At 55.2% G+C, this 15,647-nt stretch carries 12 protein-coding genes; 7 read left to right on the top strand and 5 right to left on the bottom strand.

The features are described from left to right. Positions 1–8: 8 nt before the first annotated feature. Complete coding sequence (locus Q5705_08540; GenBank protein WLI78574.1) at positions 9–1,916, bottom strand: ABC transporter ATP-binding protein; 1,908 nt, start codon at positions 1,914–1,916, stop codon at positions 9–11. A gap of 12 nt (positions 1,917–1,928) precedes the next feature. Further along, positions 1,929–4,037: a bifunctional 23S rRNA (guanine(2069)-N(7))-methyltransferase RlmK/23S rRNA (guanine(2445)-N(2))-methyltransferase RlmL gene (gene rlmKL / locus Q5705_08535; protein ID WLI78573.1), complete on the bottom strand. Its 2,109-nt coding sequence runs from the start codon at positions 4,035–4,037 to the stop codon at positions 1,929–1,931. A gap of 100 nt (positions 4,038–4,137) precedes the next feature. Between rlmKL and Q5705_08530 the strand changes: the two genes are divergently transcribed. Next, entirely contained in the window at positions 4,138–5,247 is a 1,110-nt protein-coding gene (locus Q5705_08530) for a YcbX family protein (protein ID WLI78572.1), read from the top strand. On the opposite strand, the gene zapC is transcribed toward Q5705_08530, so the two are convergent. Further along, positions 5,244–5,786 carry a cell division protein ZapC gene (gene zapC / locus Q5705_08525; GenBank protein WLI78571.1) on the bottom strand — a complete coding sequence of 181 codons (543 nt, stop codon included), beginning with the start codon at positions 5,784–5,786 and terminating at the stop codon, positions 5,244–5,246. The two genes, Q5705_08530 and zapC, sit on opposite strands and share 4 nt — an antisense overlap. Before the next feature lie 168 nt (positions 5,787–5,954). Continuing rightward, a complete protein-coding gene (gene pyrD / locus Q5705_08520) occupies positions 5,955–6,965 on the bottom strand; it encodes a quinone-dependent dihydroorotate dehydrogenase (protein ID WLI78570.1) in 1,011 nt (336 codons plus the stop codon). Positions 6,966–7,213: 248 nt separating this feature from the next. Here pyrD and ssuE point away from each other — a divergent pair, with 248 nt between their 5' ends. The 5 genes from ssuE to ssuB are packed head-to-tail and all read left to right on the top strand — an operon-like array spanning position 7,214 to position 11,464. Beyond that, positions 7,214–7,789 carry an NADPH-dependent FMN reductase gene (gene ssuE, locus Q5705_08515; protein WLI78569.1) on the top strand — a complete coding sequence of 192 codons (576 nt, stop codon included), beginning with the start codon at positions 7,214–7,216 and terminating at the stop codon, positions 7,787–7,789. Further along, on the top strand, positions 7,782–8,753 hold the full coding sequence (locus Q5705_08510) for a sulfonate ABC transporter substrate-binding protein (protein ID WLI78568.1): 972 nt from the start codon (positions 7,782–7,784) through the stop codon (positions 8,751–8,753). The genes ssuE and Q5705_08510 overlap by 8 nt, the downstream gene beginning before the upstream one ends. Further along, on the top strand, positions 8,750–9,895 hold the full coding sequence (ssuD, locus tag Q5705_08505) for an FMNH2-dependent alkanesulfonate monooxygenase (GenBank protein ID WLI78567.1): 1,146 nt from the start codon (positions 8,750–8,752) through the stop codon (positions 9,893–9,895). Before Q5705_08510 ends, ssuD begins: the two co-directional genes overlap by 4 nt. Before the next feature lie 7 nt (positions 9,896–9,902). Next, positions 9,903–10,691, top strand: a complete 789-nt coding sequence (gene ssuC / locus Q5705_08500) for an aliphatic sulfonate ABC transporter permease SsuC (GenBank protein WLI78566.1) — start codon at positions 9,903–9,905, stop codon at positions 10,689–10,691. Further along, positions 10,688–11,464 carry an aliphatic sulfonates ABC transporter ATP-binding protein gene (gene ssuB, locus Q5705_08495; GenBank protein WLI78565.1) on the top strand — a complete coding sequence of 259 codons (777 nt, stop codon included), beginning with the start codon at positions 10,688–10,690 and terminating at the stop codon, positions 11,462–11,464. Before ssuC ends, ssuB begins: the two co-directional genes overlap by 4 nt. Before the next feature lie 44 nt (positions 11,465–11,508). Here ssuB and pepN read toward each other — a convergent pair whose 3' ends face one another. After that, a complete protein-coding gene (gene pepN, locus Q5705_08490; protein ID WLI78564.1) occupies positions 11,509–14,121 on the bottom strand; it encodes an aminopeptidase N in 2,613 nt (870 codons plus the stop codon). A gap of 264 nt (positions 14,122–14,385) precedes the next feature. Here pepN and pncB point away from each other — a divergent pair, with 264 nt between their 5' ends. Then, positions 14,386–15,588: a nicotinate phosphoribosyltransferase gene (gene pncB, locus Q5705_08485; protein WLI78563.1), complete on the top strand. Its 1,203-nt coding sequence runs from the start codon at positions 14,386–14,388 to the stop codon at positions 15,586–15,588. Positions 15,589–15,647: the final 59 nt, after the last annotated feature.

Below are 15,647 nucleotides of genomic sequence, written 5' to 3'. Positions count from 1 at the left end.
GGCTCCCTTTATGCGCCGTTTTTCAGAGCCTCCAGATACTCCCAGCGTTCAAACGCCTCTTCCAGAGCCTGGTCCGCCGAAGCCATATCAGCTAAGACTTTTTGCGTATGATCGTGTGGCTGACTGAAAAAGTTAGCATCGGCAACTTGTGCCTGCAATGTTTCCAGTTCCGTTTCCAGTTGTTCCAGCTTTTGCGGTAACTGTTCCAGTTCACGTTGCAGGTTATAGCTTAGTTTGTTCGTGTTACGTTTGACCGTTTCTGCTTTGCCTGCTGACGCTTCCGCGCTTTTCGCGACGGCCGCCTGTTTATGGGCCAGCGAGGCAGCCTGCTGCCCGCGCGCATCATGATAACCGCCGACGTACTGTCCAATACGCCCCTGACCTTCAAAGATCCAACATTCGGTCACAGTATTATCAACAAACTGACGATCGTGGCTCACCAGCAAAACAGTGCCCTGATAGCTGTCGATCAACTCTTCCAGCAGCTCCAGCGTTTCTACATCCAGATCGTTGGTGGGTTCATCGAGGATCAGCAGGTTACTGGGTTTCAGGAACAAGCGTGCCAGCAGCAGGCGGTTACGTTCCCCACCTGAGAGCGCACGCACCGGTGTCATTGCCCGTTTCGGATGGAACAGGAAGTCCTGCAAATAGCCCAGAATATGGCGCGGCTTACCGTTCACCATCACTTCCTGCTTCCCTTCCGCAAGGTTATCCATCACGGTTTTATCAGGATCGAGTTCAGCACGGTGCTGATCGAAATAGGCCACTTCCAATTTGGTGCCAACATGAACACGCCCGCTGTCGGCTTGCAGTTGCCCCAGCATCAGTTTCAGTAACGTCGTTTTACCGCAGCCGTTCGGGCCAATCAGGGCAATTTTGTCGCTACGCTGCACTTGGGTGGAGAAATCCCGCACCAGTTCTTTGCCGTCAACGCCGTAGTTAACGTTCTCCATCTCGAAGACGATTTTGCCAGAGCGGGAAGCTTCTTCGACCTGCATTTTGGCGCTGCCCATGACTTCGCGGCGTTCACTGCGCTCGCGGCGCATCGCTTTCAGGGCGCGAACACGGCCTTCGTTACGCGTACGACGCGCTTTGATGCCCTGGCGGATCCAGACTTCTTCCTGCGCCAGCTTGCGATCGAACTCGGCGTTTTGCAGATCTTCCACGCGCAGCGCTTCTTCTTTTTCCAGCAGGTACTGATCGTAATTGCCCGGATAAGAGACCAGTTTGCCGCGATCGAGATCGACAATGCGTGTCGCCATATTGCGGATAAACGAACGGTCGTGAGAAATAAAGATAATAGTGCCGCCAAAGGTCTTGAGGAAACCTTCCAGCCAGTCGATGGTTTCAATATCGAGGTGGTTAGTCGGTTCGTCGAGCAGCAGCACGCGCGGCCCGCTCACCAGCGCGCGACCCAGTGCCGCCTTACGCAGCCAGCCGCCAGAAAGTGCAGAAAGCGACATATCTGCCGTCAGACCCAGTTGCGCCAGCACCTCGTTAATGCGGTTTTCCAGTTGCCACAGGCCGTGATGATCGAGCATCTCCTGCACCCGCGCCAATTCGGCGAGGTTTTTATCGCTCGGATCGGTCATCACCAGATGGGAAACGTCGTGGTAACGCTTGAGGTACTCTGCCTGCTCTTCGATGCCTTCGGCAACGAAATCATAAACGCTGCCGCTAACATTGCGAGGCGGATCCTGTTGCAGGCGTGCGACGACTAAATCCTGTTCATAGACAATGCGACCATCGTCCAGGTTAATTTCCCGGTTGAGGATCTTCATCAATGTGGATTTGCCCGCGCCGTTACGCCCAACTAGGCAGACGCGTTCATTTTCTTCGATATGCAGCTCAGCATTATCGAGAAGCGGCGCGTCGCTGAACGACAGCCACGCACCATGCATACTGATTAATGACATCTATTTATCCTTTCAGGCTGCGGTAATCAGCCAGCAGTTATGGATTTGACGGTTACGGGCAAAATCCTGCGACTGCGTTTTTTGGGTAATTTCTTGTGCCTGAAGCCCCAGTTTCGCCAGCCCGTCGAGATCCATACGGAAACCGCGTTTGTTATTGGAAAACATAATGGTGCCGCCTTTACGCAGCAGACGCTTCAGATCTTCCATCAGACGCATATGATCGCGCTGCACATCAAAAGAGTCTTCCATACGTTTGGAGTTGGAGAAGGTCGGCGGATCGATAAAGATCAGATCGAACTGCTCGTCAGTTTCACGCAGCCAGCCAAGGCAATCCGCCTGGATCAGGCGATGCGCGCGACCACTCAGGCCATTAAGACGCAGGTTGCGTTCAGCCCATTCCAGATAGGTGCGCGACATATCCACCGTGGTGGTGGAGCGAGCCCCGCCCAGGCCTGCATGCACACTGGCGCTGCCGGTGTAGGCGAAGAGATTGAGGAAATCCTTGCCTTTACTCATTTGCCCCAACATACGGCGGGCAATGCGGTGATCGAGGAACAGACCGGTATCAAGATAATCCGTCAGGTTGACCCATAGACGAGCGTTATACTCGCTCACTTCCATAAAGTCGCCCTTTTCGTTCATCTTCTGGTATTGATTGTTGCCCTTCTGCCGCTCGCGGGTTTTCAGCACCAGCTTATTCGGCGCAATGCCCAATACATTAATCGTAGCGGCGATGACATCAAACAGGCGCTGACGTGCTTTTTGCGCATCGATAGTTTTTGGTGCGGCGTACTCCTGCACCACCACCCAATCGCCATAGCGATCGACAGCAACGTTGTAATCCGGCAAATCGGCATCATACAGGCGGTAGCATTCGATACCTTCCTGACGCGCCCATTTCTCCAGCTTTTTAACGTTCTTGCGTAGACGGTTAGCGTAATCTTCTGCCATGGTCGGCGCTTTCGCTTCGCCAGTGTTTTCCGCCAGATGATAATTTTTCTGCACACAATCCAGCGGGCCATTTTTGGCCTTGAACTGACGCTCGGCGCGCAATTGCAAACAGTTGAGCAGGTCGACCGAGGCGCTGAACAGCGACAGGCTCCAGCCACCAAATTGCGATTTCAGTAAACGCCCAAGCAGGCTGTGAAGTGCAATCAGTGCAGGTTCGCTCTCCAGACGCTCTCCGTAGGGCGGGTTACTGATAACCGTCCCGTGCGGGCCTTGCGGCAGCGGATTAGTCAGCTGCGCGACGTCTTTCACGTCGAAGGTGATCAGCTCGCCGATGCCAGCGCGACGGGCATTTTTACGGGCAATCTCGACAACGCACGCGTCGTTGTCGGAACCGTAGAAATGAGATACATAAGCGGCCAGCCCCTGACGCGCGCGCGTTTGCGCCTCGGCTTTCACCTCTTGCCACAGCGCGTCGTCATGTTGCGCCCAGCCGCCAAAACCCCAATGGCCGCGGTGCAGACCCGGCGCGCGATCCGTCGCCGCCATTGCTGCTTCAATCAGCAGCGTGCCGGAACCACACATCGGATCCAGCAGCGGCGTACCCGGCTGCCAGCCGGAGCGCATCACAATGGCCGCTGCAAGGTTTTCTTTGATGGGTGCGATACCGGTGCGATCGCGATAGCCGCGCAAATGCAGGCCTTCGCCGCTGAGATCAAGGGAGATATTTGCCGTGTCCTGATTCAGCCAGACATTAATGCGCAGATCCGGCATGTCGCGTTCGACATTCGGTCGCGGCAGGTTTTTACGCGTAAAGCTATCGACAATGGCGTCTTTGACCTTCAATGCGCCGTACTGGCTGTTGCGGATCTCGTCATTCAAGCCGCTGAAGTGGACGGCAAAGGTCGCGCCCGGATTGAAAATCTCTGTCCAGTTGATCGCCTGCACACCGAGATAAAGATCAAGATCGCTATAAACCTTGCATTCTCCCAATGGCAACATAATGCGCGACGCCAGGCGACTCCACATCAGGCTTTGGTACAGGAGCCGCGTGTCGCCTTCAAAATGGACACCACCCTGAACAACGCGGCATTCAACGGCACCGAGTTTTTCCAGTTCAGTTTTTAACAGCTCTTCCAGCCCACGGGCCGTACTGGCAAACAGAGAAATCATAATGTCACTTACACTCAACGAAAATTGTTGCGCATTATAGCTAATCTGGCGTGCATGTCATAAAGTTGAGGGCTAATTTTCGTCTAACAGGGAGGAAGACGTGCCTACGCTTTCACGTCTTTATATCCATCCGGTGAAATCCATGCGCGGAATTGGCCTGACGCATGCGCTCGCCGATATCAGCGGCCTCGCATTTGACCGCGTTTTTATGATCACTCAGCCCGATGGCACCTTTATTACCGCACGCCAGTTTCCGCAGATGGTACGTTTTCTGCCCTCGCCGTTAACGGATGGTCTGCATCTGACGGCCCCGGATGGCAGCAGCGCGGTGATTCGCTTTGCCGATTTTGCGCCACAAAGTGCACCAACAGAAGTATGGGGAAACCATTTTACCGCGCTGATTGCGCCCGGCGGGATTAACGCCTGGCTGAGCGGTTTTTTTGGCCGCGAAGTGCAATTACGCTGGGTTGGCCCGCAATTAACCCGCCGCGTAAAACGTCACGAGGATGTGCCACTCTCGTTCGCTGATGGCTTCCCTTATTTATTGACCAACGAAGCTTCGCTGCGCGATTTGCAAAATCGCTGCCCGGCCAGCGTCAAAATGGAACAGTTTCGCCCCAATCTGGTGGTCACGGGCGCACAGGCGTGGGAAGAAGATAGCTGGAAAGTAGTGCGTATTGGCGATGTGGTGTTTGATGTCGTCAAACCGTGTAGCCGCTGCGTGTTCACCACCGTTAGCCCCGAGCGGGGGCAAAAACATCCCGCGGGCGAACCACTCGCTACGCTGCAACGTTTTCGCACCGCGCAGGATAATGGCGATGTCGATTTCGGCCAGAACCTGATCGCTCGTAATAGCGGCGTGATCCGCGTCGGGGATGAGGTTGCCATTCTGGCAACAGGCCCGGCGAAAACTTACGGCGGGGGAGAAGTAGAAGAGCCTTTCGAGCCGGATGTTCAGCCGACAGGCACAGTGGAAATTAACTGGCAGGGGCAGACCTTTCGCGGCAATAACCAACAGGTGTTGCTGGAACAGCTGGAGAACCAGGGAATTCGCGTGCCGTATTCCTGCCGGGCGGGAATTTGCGGCTGCTGTCGGATCCGTTTAGTGGAAGGGGAAGTCAGTGCGCTGAAGAAATCAGCGATAGCGCAGGATGGAACGATCCTCAGTTGTAGCTGCGTGCCAAAAACCGCGTTGCGGCTGGCGTTTTAAACTGCCTGCTCGTAACTGAGGCTGGCAGCGTGAAGCTGCGGCTTCAGACGATCGTTCATGACTTTAATCGCATCACCCAACTGCATTGTGCGCCCGGCAATGACCACGCCGGGTTGTGCCAGCAAGCACAATGCAGCATTTTCACCCGGTTCAACCACCAGCAGGTTTACACACTCATGCGTATCGCTCAGCCAGACGCAGGCGCCTTCACCCATCCCCGGCGACCATAACATGTCGTGCGTCATAAAATGCCAGCTTTTCGGCATTTGCGGTTTGAGGAAACGGATGGCAACCAGCGCATTAAGCACCAGTTCCGCGCGCTGCTCATTGGTTAATTCTAAATCGCGGCATTTTTCATCGAAGGAGTAATAAAGTGCGGCATCGTCAACACAAAAACCCGATGGCGCGAACGCATCGGGTGTCAGCATTTTACGGGCGAATCGGGAGCGAAATAAAATGCCATTGGCTAAATCGAGCATCATACGATCATGCTCATCGTCAAAATACCAGCGCCAATTATCGTCAGGTTTAATTCGCATTTCTTTCTCCCCTCCCCTTAAACATCCTGTTGCTTTTTCATCCTGTTTGCCGCTTCGTTTATTAACCTTATAAGAAAAGACTAAAATGTTTAAATTAGCAACAGTGACGGAATATAAAACAACCAGGGCTGGAAATAAAGCCCTGGTTGTTCAGGAGTAAGAAAAAGATTAGATGTGAGTAACGATTTCTTTAATCAGCGGCGGGCCTTTAAAAATAAAACCAGAATAAATTTGCACCAGCGTTGCGCCAGCCGCAATCTTCTCGCGCGCCGCCATCACCGAGTCGATACCACCGACGCCAATAATCGGTAAACGGCCATTTAATTCCTGCGACAGTCGTCGGATTATTTCAGTGCTTTTTAATTGCAGCGGACGACCACTTAAGCCACCGGTTTCATCGCAATGTTTCATTCCCTGCACCAACGATCTGTCCAGCGTGGTATTGGTGGCAATAACGCCATCAATATTGTGGCGAACTAAACTATCGGCAACCTGGATCAGTTCTTCCTCAGAAAGATCCGGCGCGATCTTTACCGCCAGCGGAACATATTTATGGTGAAGATTCTGAAGATCGTTTTGCTTATTTTTAATTGCCGTTAGCAGATCATCTAACGCCTCGCCATATTGCAGCGTGCGCAGCCCCGGCGTATTTGGTGAAGAAATATTGATGGCAATATAACCCGCATAGGCATAGGTTTTTTCCATGCAAATCAGGTAGTCATCTTTCCCCTGCTCCACCGGAGTGTCTTTATTTTTGCCGATATTAATACCCAGCACACCGTCAAAATGGGATTTCTTTACGTTCTCGACCAGGTTATCGACACCGAGATTGTTAAAGCCCATGCGGTTGATCAAACCTTCGGCATCCACCAGCCGGAAGATCCGTGGCTTGTCATTACCCGGTTGCGGACGTGGCGTAACGGTGCCGATCTCAATGGAGCCAAACCCCATCGCCCCCAGTGCATCAATGCATTCGCCGTTTTTATCCAGACCGGCTGCCAGGCCAAGCGGGTTTTTAAAGGTCAGGCCCATGCATTTGACGGGTTTTTCCGGCACGCGTTGACGGACCAGCGCTTCGAGCGGTGTGCCGGTAATACGACGCAATTGTTGAAACGTCAATTCATGAGCGCGTTCTGGATCGAACTGGAAAAGGGCTTTACGAACGAAGGGATAGTACATGAACTCTCCTGGATTCCCGGTGTGCAAACCGGGGGCGTATTATCAGTGAAAGCGCCGCGAAAGGGAATTGACCTGCGGCAAAAAAAGTAAAATCGACGCAATCGTTTCCCCTCCCGCTTTTCCTTTATGCAAATTTCGGCAACTTTTGCACGAATAAATCATTTAGTGGAATAAATCGCCTCTGTCACACTGCCATTAATTGTTATGGATGTTATCTAAAAGCAAACAATTGGTTATAAGGAGCGATTATGCGCGTTGTCACCCTGGCCGGAAGCCCCCGCTTTCCTTCCCGTTCCAGTGCGTTACTGGAATATGCCCGCGAGCGCCTGAATGCGCAGGATGTTGAAGTGTGTCACTGGCATCTACAAAACTTCGCGCCGGAAGATCTGATCTACGCGCGCTTTGATAGCCCGGCACTGCAAACCTTTATTGAGCAGTTGAGAGACGCCGACGGGCTGATTGTTGCCACGCCTGTCTATAAAGCCGCGTATTCCGGCGCGCTAAAAACCCTGTTGGACCTGCTGCCCGAACGGGCGCTGGAAGGCAAAGTCGTGCTGCCGCTGGCAACCGGCGGCACTGTGGCGCATATGCTGGCGGTAGATTATGCGCTGAAGCCCGTATTAAGCGCCCTCAAAGCCCAGGAGATCCTCCACGGCGTTTTCGCTGATGACAGCCAGGTGCTGGATTATCAGCACAAACCGAGCCTGACACCGAACCTGCAAACCCGTCTGGATAACGCGCTGGAAACGTTCTGGCAGGCGCTGCATCGCCGGGATATTCAGGCCCCGGATTTCCACACACCGCAAGGAGTTGCCCATGTTTAAACACCTCAAACAGTCTGCGCCCTGGCTCGTGCTGAGCGGTTTGTTAACGTTTTCAGTGCTGGCGCATGCCGCCGAATCCGCGCCGGATGCGCTACGTATCGGCTACCAAAAAGGCAGCGTCAGTATGGTGCTGGCAAAAAGTTACCAGCTGCTGGAAAAACGTTACCCGAACACCAAATTCTCCTGGATTGAGTTCCCGGCCGGGCCGCAAATGCTGGAAGCGCTGAATGTTGGCAGCATCGATCTTGGCAGTACCGGCGATATTCCGCCGATCTTTGCCCAGGCGGCGGGCGCGGATTTGGTCTATGTCGGCGTTGAGCCGCCCAAACCGAAAGCTGAAGTGATCCTCGTGGCCGAAAATAGCCCGATTAAAACCGTCGCCGACCTGAAAGGACATAAAGTTGCGTTCCAGAAAGGTTCCAGCTCGCACAACCTCTTACTGCGAGCGTTGCAACAAGCCGGGCTGAAATTCAGCGATATTCAACCCGTGTTCCTTAGCCCGGCGGATGCCCGCGCTGCTTTTCAGCAAAATAACGTCGACGCGTGGGCCATCTGGGATCCTTACTACTCCGCGGCCCTGCTGCAAGGCGGTGTGCGTGTGCTGAAAGATGGCACCACGCTGAAACAGACCGGATCTTTTTACTTAGCGGCGCGCCCATATGCGGAAAAGAATGGTGCGTTTATTCAGGGCGTGCTGGACACCTTTAGCGAAGCGGACGCATTAACCCTGAGCCAGCGTGATGAGAGTGTGGCGCTGTTTGCCAAAACCATGGGGCTACCGCAGCCGGTTATTGCCACCTATTTCGATCATCGCCCGCCTTCCAGAATCACCCCGGTGAATGAAGCTACCGCCACCTTGCAACAGCAAACGGCCGATCTCTTTTACGACAACCGGCTGGTACCGAAAAAAGTTGATATCCGCAGCCGCATCTGGCAACCGACCAAAGAAGGAGCGAAATCATGAGTCTGAATCTGTTCTGGTTTTTACCTACCCACGGTGACGGTCACTATCTGGGTACCGATCACGGCTCGCGTCCGGTGGATCACGCTTATTTACAGCAGATAGCCCAGGCCGCAGACAGACAGGGGTTTAGCGGTGTGCTGATCCCCACCGGGCGCTCCTGCGAAGATGCCTGGCTGGTTGCAGCGTCATTGATCCCGGTGACGCAGCGGCTGAAATTTCTGGTTGCCCTGCGCCCGAGCGTGGTCTCACCCACCGTGGCGGCACGCCAGGCGGCAACCCTCGACAGGCTCTCTAACGGACGCGCGCTGTTTAACCTGGTGACCGGCAGCGATCCGCAGGAACTGGCAGGCGACGGCGTGTTTCTTGACCATACCGAGCGCTATGAGGTTTCGTCGGAGTTCACCCATGTCTGGCGTCGCTTGCTGGAGGGCGAGACCGTCGATTTCGCAGGCAAACATATTCATGTTCGCGGCGCGAAACTCTTTTTCCCGCCAGTGCAACAGCCGCGCCCGCCGCTCTATTTCGGTGGGTCGTCGGATGTGGCGCAGGATCTGGCGGCTGAGCAGGTGGATCTCTATCTGACCTGGGGAGAACCGCCAGAACAGGTAAAAGAGAAAATTGCGCAGGTGCGTGAAAAGGCTGCCGTGTATGGGCGCAAAGTGCGCTTTGGTATTCGCCTGCATGTAATTGTTCGTGAGACTAACGCCGAAGCGTGGCAGGCAGCCGATCGCCTGATCGCCCATCTGGACGATGCCACCATTGAAAAGGCGCAAGCCGCGTTTGCCCGCCAGGACTCCATCGGTCAGCAGCGCATGGCAGCACTGCATAACGGCAGACGCGACAAACTGGAGATAAGCCCCAATCTGTGGGCCGGTGTCGGGCTGGTGCGCGGCGGCGCAGGTACGGCGCTGGTAGGCGATGGTCCCACGGTCGCCGCGCGGATTAACGAATACGCGGCGCTCGGTATCGACAGCTTTATCCTTTCTGGCTATCCGCATCTGGAAGAAGCGTATCGCGTGGGCGAACTGCTGTTCCCACATCTGGATGTCGCTATTCCGGAGATCCCGCAGCCGCAACCGTTGCAGCTACAGGGCGAAACGGTGGCAAACGAGTTTATTCCCCGCAAAGTGGCGCAAAGCTGAGGCATCTATGGCGACGCAGAATAAATGGTTATTGCGCCTGGCTCCGTGGCTGTTGCCGGCGCTCATTGTGATCATCTGGCAAATCGCCTCTTCCGTGGGCTGGCTATCCACGCGGATCCTGCCCTCCCCGGAAGGGGTTGTGGAAGCCTTCTGGACGCTGAGCGCCAGCGGTGAGCTGTGGCAGCATCTGGCGATCAGCGCCTGGCGCGCAGCGATTGGTTTCTCGATTGGCGGCAGCATCGGCCTGGTGCTTGGGCTGGTGAGCGGCCTGTCGCGCTGGGGCGAGCGACTGCTGGATACCTCGATTCAGATGCTGCGTAACGTGCCGCACCTGGCGTTGATCCCGCTGGTTATCCTGTGGTTTGGCATCGACGAAACGGCGAAGATTTTCCTCGTCGCCCTCGGGACACTTTTTCCTATCTATATCAATACCTGGCATGGGATCCGCAATATCGACAGAGGGCTGCTGGAGATGGCGCGCAGCTATGGTCTTTCCGGCTTCGCGCTTTTCACTCACGTGGTTCTGCCCGGCGCATTGCCTTCCATTATGGTCGGCGTGCGTTTTGCCCTCGGCCTGATGTGGCTGACATTGATTGTCGCCGAGACCATTTCTGCCAATGCGGGGATCGGTTATCTGGCGATGAACGCCCGCGAATTCCTGCAAACCGATGTGGTGGTGGTGGCGATTGTTCTTTATGCCCTGCTCGGCAAACTGGCTGATGTCAGCGCGCAGTTGCTTGAGCGCCTGTGGCTACGCTGGCATCCCGCATACCATGTGAAGGAGGCAACCGCATGAATACTGCCCGACTGAATCAAGGGATCCCGCTTCTGTTAAACGGCGTGACCAAACGCTACGGCGATAACCGGGTGCTGAATACACTGGATTTGCATATTGCCGCCGGACAGTTTGTCGCGGTGGTGGGTCGTAGTGGCGGCGGGAAAAGCACGCTGTTGCGGCTGTTAGCCGGTCTGGAATCGCCTAATGGGGGTGAATTGCTGGCGGGAACGACGCCGCTGGCAGCGATTCAGCACGATACGCGCATGATGTTTCAGGATGCGCGGCTGCTGCCGTGGAAATCGGTTATCGATAATGTTGGCCTCGGTCTGAAAGGACGCTGGCGCGATGCCGCCAGGGAGGCGTTGCGTTCGGTTGGGCTGGAACAGCGCGCGGAAGAGTGGCCTGCGGCGCTTTCTGGCGGGCAAAAGCAGCGTGTCGCGCTGGCGCGGGCGCTGGTGCATCAACCGGGCTTGCTGCTGCTCGACGAACCCTTAGGAGCGCTGGATGCGCTCACCCGGCTGGAGATGCAGGCGCTGATCACCGAGCTGTGGCAAACGCAGGGATTTACGGTGGTGTTAGTCACGCATGATGTCAGCGAAGCGGTCGCCATGGCGGATCGCGTATTGCTGATTGAAGAGGGGAAAATCGGTCTCGATTTGACTATCGACTTGCCTCGCCCGCGTCGACTGGGATCGGTAAGGCTGGCCGAGCTGGAAGAGCAGGTGCTGAACCGGGTAATGCAGCGCGGCGAGTTGGAAAACAGTGTTCTTCCCCGAACCCGCCACGCTTGATTTGGCATTGCCCGGTGGCGCAGCGCCACCGGGCAATGCGTGTATTACGCCAGCGCTTTGCTGACTTTTTCGTACAGATCGCCGGAAAGATTCGGCAGCGCTTTCAGTTGCTCCAGCGCCGCACGCATCAGCGCCTGGCGGTTTTCATCATAGCGTTTCAGGCGAATCAGCGGCTCAACCAGGCGCGACGCCACTTGCGGGTTGCGGCTGTTGAGATCGGTCAGCATCTCGACCAGGAACTGATACCCGCTGCCATCCTCTGCATGGAACGCCGTCGGGTTGCTGCCTGCGAACGCCCCAATCAGCGAGCGGATACGGTTCGGGTTGCTGAGCGTGAACGAACGGTGATTCAGCAAATCGCGCACCGTTTCCAGCACGTTATCCGCCGGGCTGGTGGCTTGCAGAATAAACCATTTATCCATCACCAGGCCGTCATGATGCCACTTGTCATCGTACTCCTGCATCAGGGCGTCGCGGCACGGCAACTGCGCGGCTACGGCTGCTGAAAGCGCCGCCAGCGCATCGGTCATATTATCCGCCTCGTGATACTGCTGGCTGACCAGTTTGTCTGCCAGGTGTGTATCGCCAAAAGCCAGATAGCGCAGGCAGGTATTACGCAAAGCGCGCTTGCCGATATCTGCATGTTCGACCTTGTAGCTGTCGAGTTTATGGGCGTTGTAAACCGCCAGACATTCGTCGGCAAGCTCGGTGGCCAGCGTGCGCGTCAATGCTTCGCGTACAGCGGCAATGGCAACCGGATCGATGATGTCGAACAGCTCGGCAATTTCATTCACCGACGGCAGCGTCAGGATCTCAGCGGCGAGCGCCGGATCGATCTGCGCATCCAGCAAGATCGCGCGGAATGCATCGGCCACATGCAGTGGTAGCGAAAGTGCCAGCCCCTGCTGATGGCGCGCCACGTTCAGCTTAATGTGCGTCGCCAGCAGGCTTTGCGCCGCATCCCAGCGTGAAAAATCATTGCTGGCATGGCGCATCAGGAATGTCAGTTGTTGATCGCTCCACTTATATTCCAGTTTCACCGGCGCGGAAAATTCACGTAGCAGCGACGGCACAGGCTGGTAGTAGACGTTATCAAAGACAAAAGTCTGCTCGGTCTGAGTGACATTCAGCACGTTATGTACCGGATGACCGTCTTTTTGCAGCGGGATCACCTTGCCGTCGTTATCGTACAGCTCAATATCGAACGGAATATGCAGCGGCAGTTTCTCCTGCTGCTCTGCCGTTGGCGGAGTGCGCTGGCTGATGGTCAGGGTATATTGCTCAGTGCTCGGGTTGTAATCATCCTGTACGGAGACAATTGGCGTACCCGCCTGGCTGTACCAGCGGCGGAAGTGCGACAGATCGATATTGGAAGCATCTTCCATCGCCTGTACGAAATCGTCGCAGGTGGCGGCGCTGCCGTCGTGACGCTCGAAATAGAGCTGCATCCCTTTCTGGAAATTCTCTTCACCCAGCAGGGTGTGCATCATGCGAATCACTTCCGCGCCTTTCTCATACACCGTCAGGGTGTAGAAGTTATTCATTTCAATAACTTTATCCGGGCGGATCGGATGTGCCATTGGGCTGGCATCTTCGGCGAATTGCAGGCCGCGCATGGTGCGCACATTATTGATACGGTTAACCGCGCGCGAGCCGAGATCGGAGCTAAACTCCTGGTCGCGAAATACTGTCAGCCCCTCTTTCAGGCTCAACTGGAACCAGTCGCGGCAGGTGACGCGGTTACCGGTCCAGTTATGGAAATACTCATGGCCGATGACACGCTCAATATCGAGGTAATCTTTATCCGTGGCGGTATCGGTACACGCGAGAACATATTTCGAGTTGAAGATGTTCAACCCTTTGTTCTCCATCGCGCCCATGTTGAAGAAGTCGACGGCGACAATCATATAGATGTCGAGGTCGTACTCCAGACCGAAGCGCTGTTCATCCCATTTCATGGAGTTTTTCAGGGAGGTCATCGCCCACGGTGCGCGGTCGAGATTGCCGCGATCCACATATAATTCCAGCGCCACTTCACGCCCGGAACGGGTGGTAAACGTATCGCGCAACACATCAAAATCCCCCGCCACCAGCGCAAACAGGTAGCACGGTTTCGGGAACGGATCCTGCCACTGTACCCAGTGACGGCCATTATCCAGTTCGCCCTGATCGACGCGGTTACCGTTGGAAAGCAGGAACGGATAGCGGGTTTTATCGGCAATCAATTTGGTGGTAAAACGCGCCAGCACATCCGGGCGGTCGAGATACCAGGTAATGTGGCGGAAACCTTCCGCTTCACATTGCGTACACAGCGCTTCACCAGATTGGTAGAGCCCTTCCAGCGCGGTGTTCGCCGCCGGGCTGATTTCATTCACAATGCGCAGCGTAAAGCTATCTGGCAGACCATCGATAACCAGCTGGGAGCCTTCTTCTTTATAGTCGCTCCAGGGTTTGTCGTTGACATGAAGGGAGAGTAATTTCAGGTCGCCGCCATCGAGGCGCAGCGGCACAGCAGAGGCGCTATGGCGTGACACTTTACTTACCGCAGTGACGACGGTTTTCTCGGCGTCCAGATCGAAGGTCAAGTCAATATCGCTAATCATATAATCCGGCGCACGGTAATCGTGGCGGTATTTGGCTTGTGGCTGTTGTGTCATAAAAAACCTTTAGCATCTTCTGTTGGTTACGATTCCAGTCTATTCCGGTTGCCCCGAACGCGCCACGCAGAATGTTCATCTTTTCAGAGGGAAAAGCTCTGTCTGCTACATTTTTATAACAGGAGGCACAAAATGCCATCGACCCCCAAAACACGATGTGGTGTGATCGGGGTTCAATAAATTCGTAAACAAGGTATACTCCAGCGACTTACCTGCTTTGTTTATTTTACTAAACGCTCCTGTAAGAGGATGCTACTGCGCGCCATGACTCAACTCGCTTTTTCTGGTCTGCAAACGCTGCTGGATACCGACGCCTACAAACTGCACATGCAGCAAGCGGTGTTCCACCACTACTATGATGTGCACGTCTCGGCGGAGTTCCGCTGCCGCGGCGATGATCTGCTCGGCATTTATGCCGATGCGATCCGCGAACAGGTCGATGCGATGCAGCATTTGCGCCTACAGGATAACGAGAACCTTTGGCTCTCCGGCCTCCCCTTCTTTAAGCCCGATTACCTTAACTGGCTGCGTAACTTCCGTTATGACCCGCAGCAAGTCACCATCAGCAATGACAATGGCAAACTGCATATCCGTCTTTCCGGCCCGTGGCGGGAAGTGATTATGTGGGAAGTGCCGCTGCTGGCGGTGATCAGCGAAGTGGTACACCGTTGCCGCTCGCCGCAGGCTGGCGTACAGCAGGCTCTGCTGCATCTGGAAGAAAAACTGGCAGATTTCGCCGCGCGTACCGCATCGCTGGATATGTCCGGTTTCCGGCTGATGGATTTCGGCACCCGTCGCCGTTTCTCCGCCGATGTGCAACAAGCGATTGTTGAGCGGCTCCAGCAGGAACCGTGGTTTGTTGGCACCAGCAATTACGACCTCGCGCGTCGTCTGTCGTTGACGCCGATGGGTACGCAGGCCCATGAGTGGTTCCAGGCGCATCAGCAAATCAGCCCGGAACTGGCAACCAGCCAGCGTGCAGCACTTGCGGCCTGGCTGGAAGAGTACCCGGACCAGTTGGGCATAGCGTTAACGGATTGTATTACCATGGATGCGTTTTTACGCGACTTTGGACCCGAGTTCGCCACCCGTTATCAGGGGTTACGCCATGACTCCGGCGATCCGGTTGAATGGGGCGAAAAAGCCATTGCGCATTATGAAAAGCTCGGTATCGACCCGCTGTCGAAAACGCTGGTTTTCTCCGATAATCTCGATCTCGATAAGGCGCTGGATCTCTATACCCACTTCGCCTCCCGCATCAAACTCGGCTTTGGTATCGGGACTCGCCTGACCTGCGATATTCCTGGCGTTAAGCCGTTGAATATCGTTATCAAGCTGGTGGAGTGTAACGGTAAACCGGTGGCGAAACTTTCCGACAGCCCCGGCAAAACCATTTGCCACGATAAAGCCTTTGTCCGCGCCCTGCGCGAAGCGTTCGACCTGCCGCAGGTCAGAAAGGCCAGTTAACCATCAGGGAGCCGTCCGGCTCCCTTTTTTATCGACAAATTCTTAATGCTTACTGCGAA

Origin of the sequence: Kosakonia sp. H02, from assembly GCA_030704225.1 — a bacterium.
GTDB lineage: Bacteria > Pseudomonadota > Gammaproteobacteria > Enterobacterales > Enterobacteriaceae > Kosakonia.
Note: the sequence above shows the minus strand (reverse complement) of the source record. Positions and strands in the feature narration are given on the sequence as shown.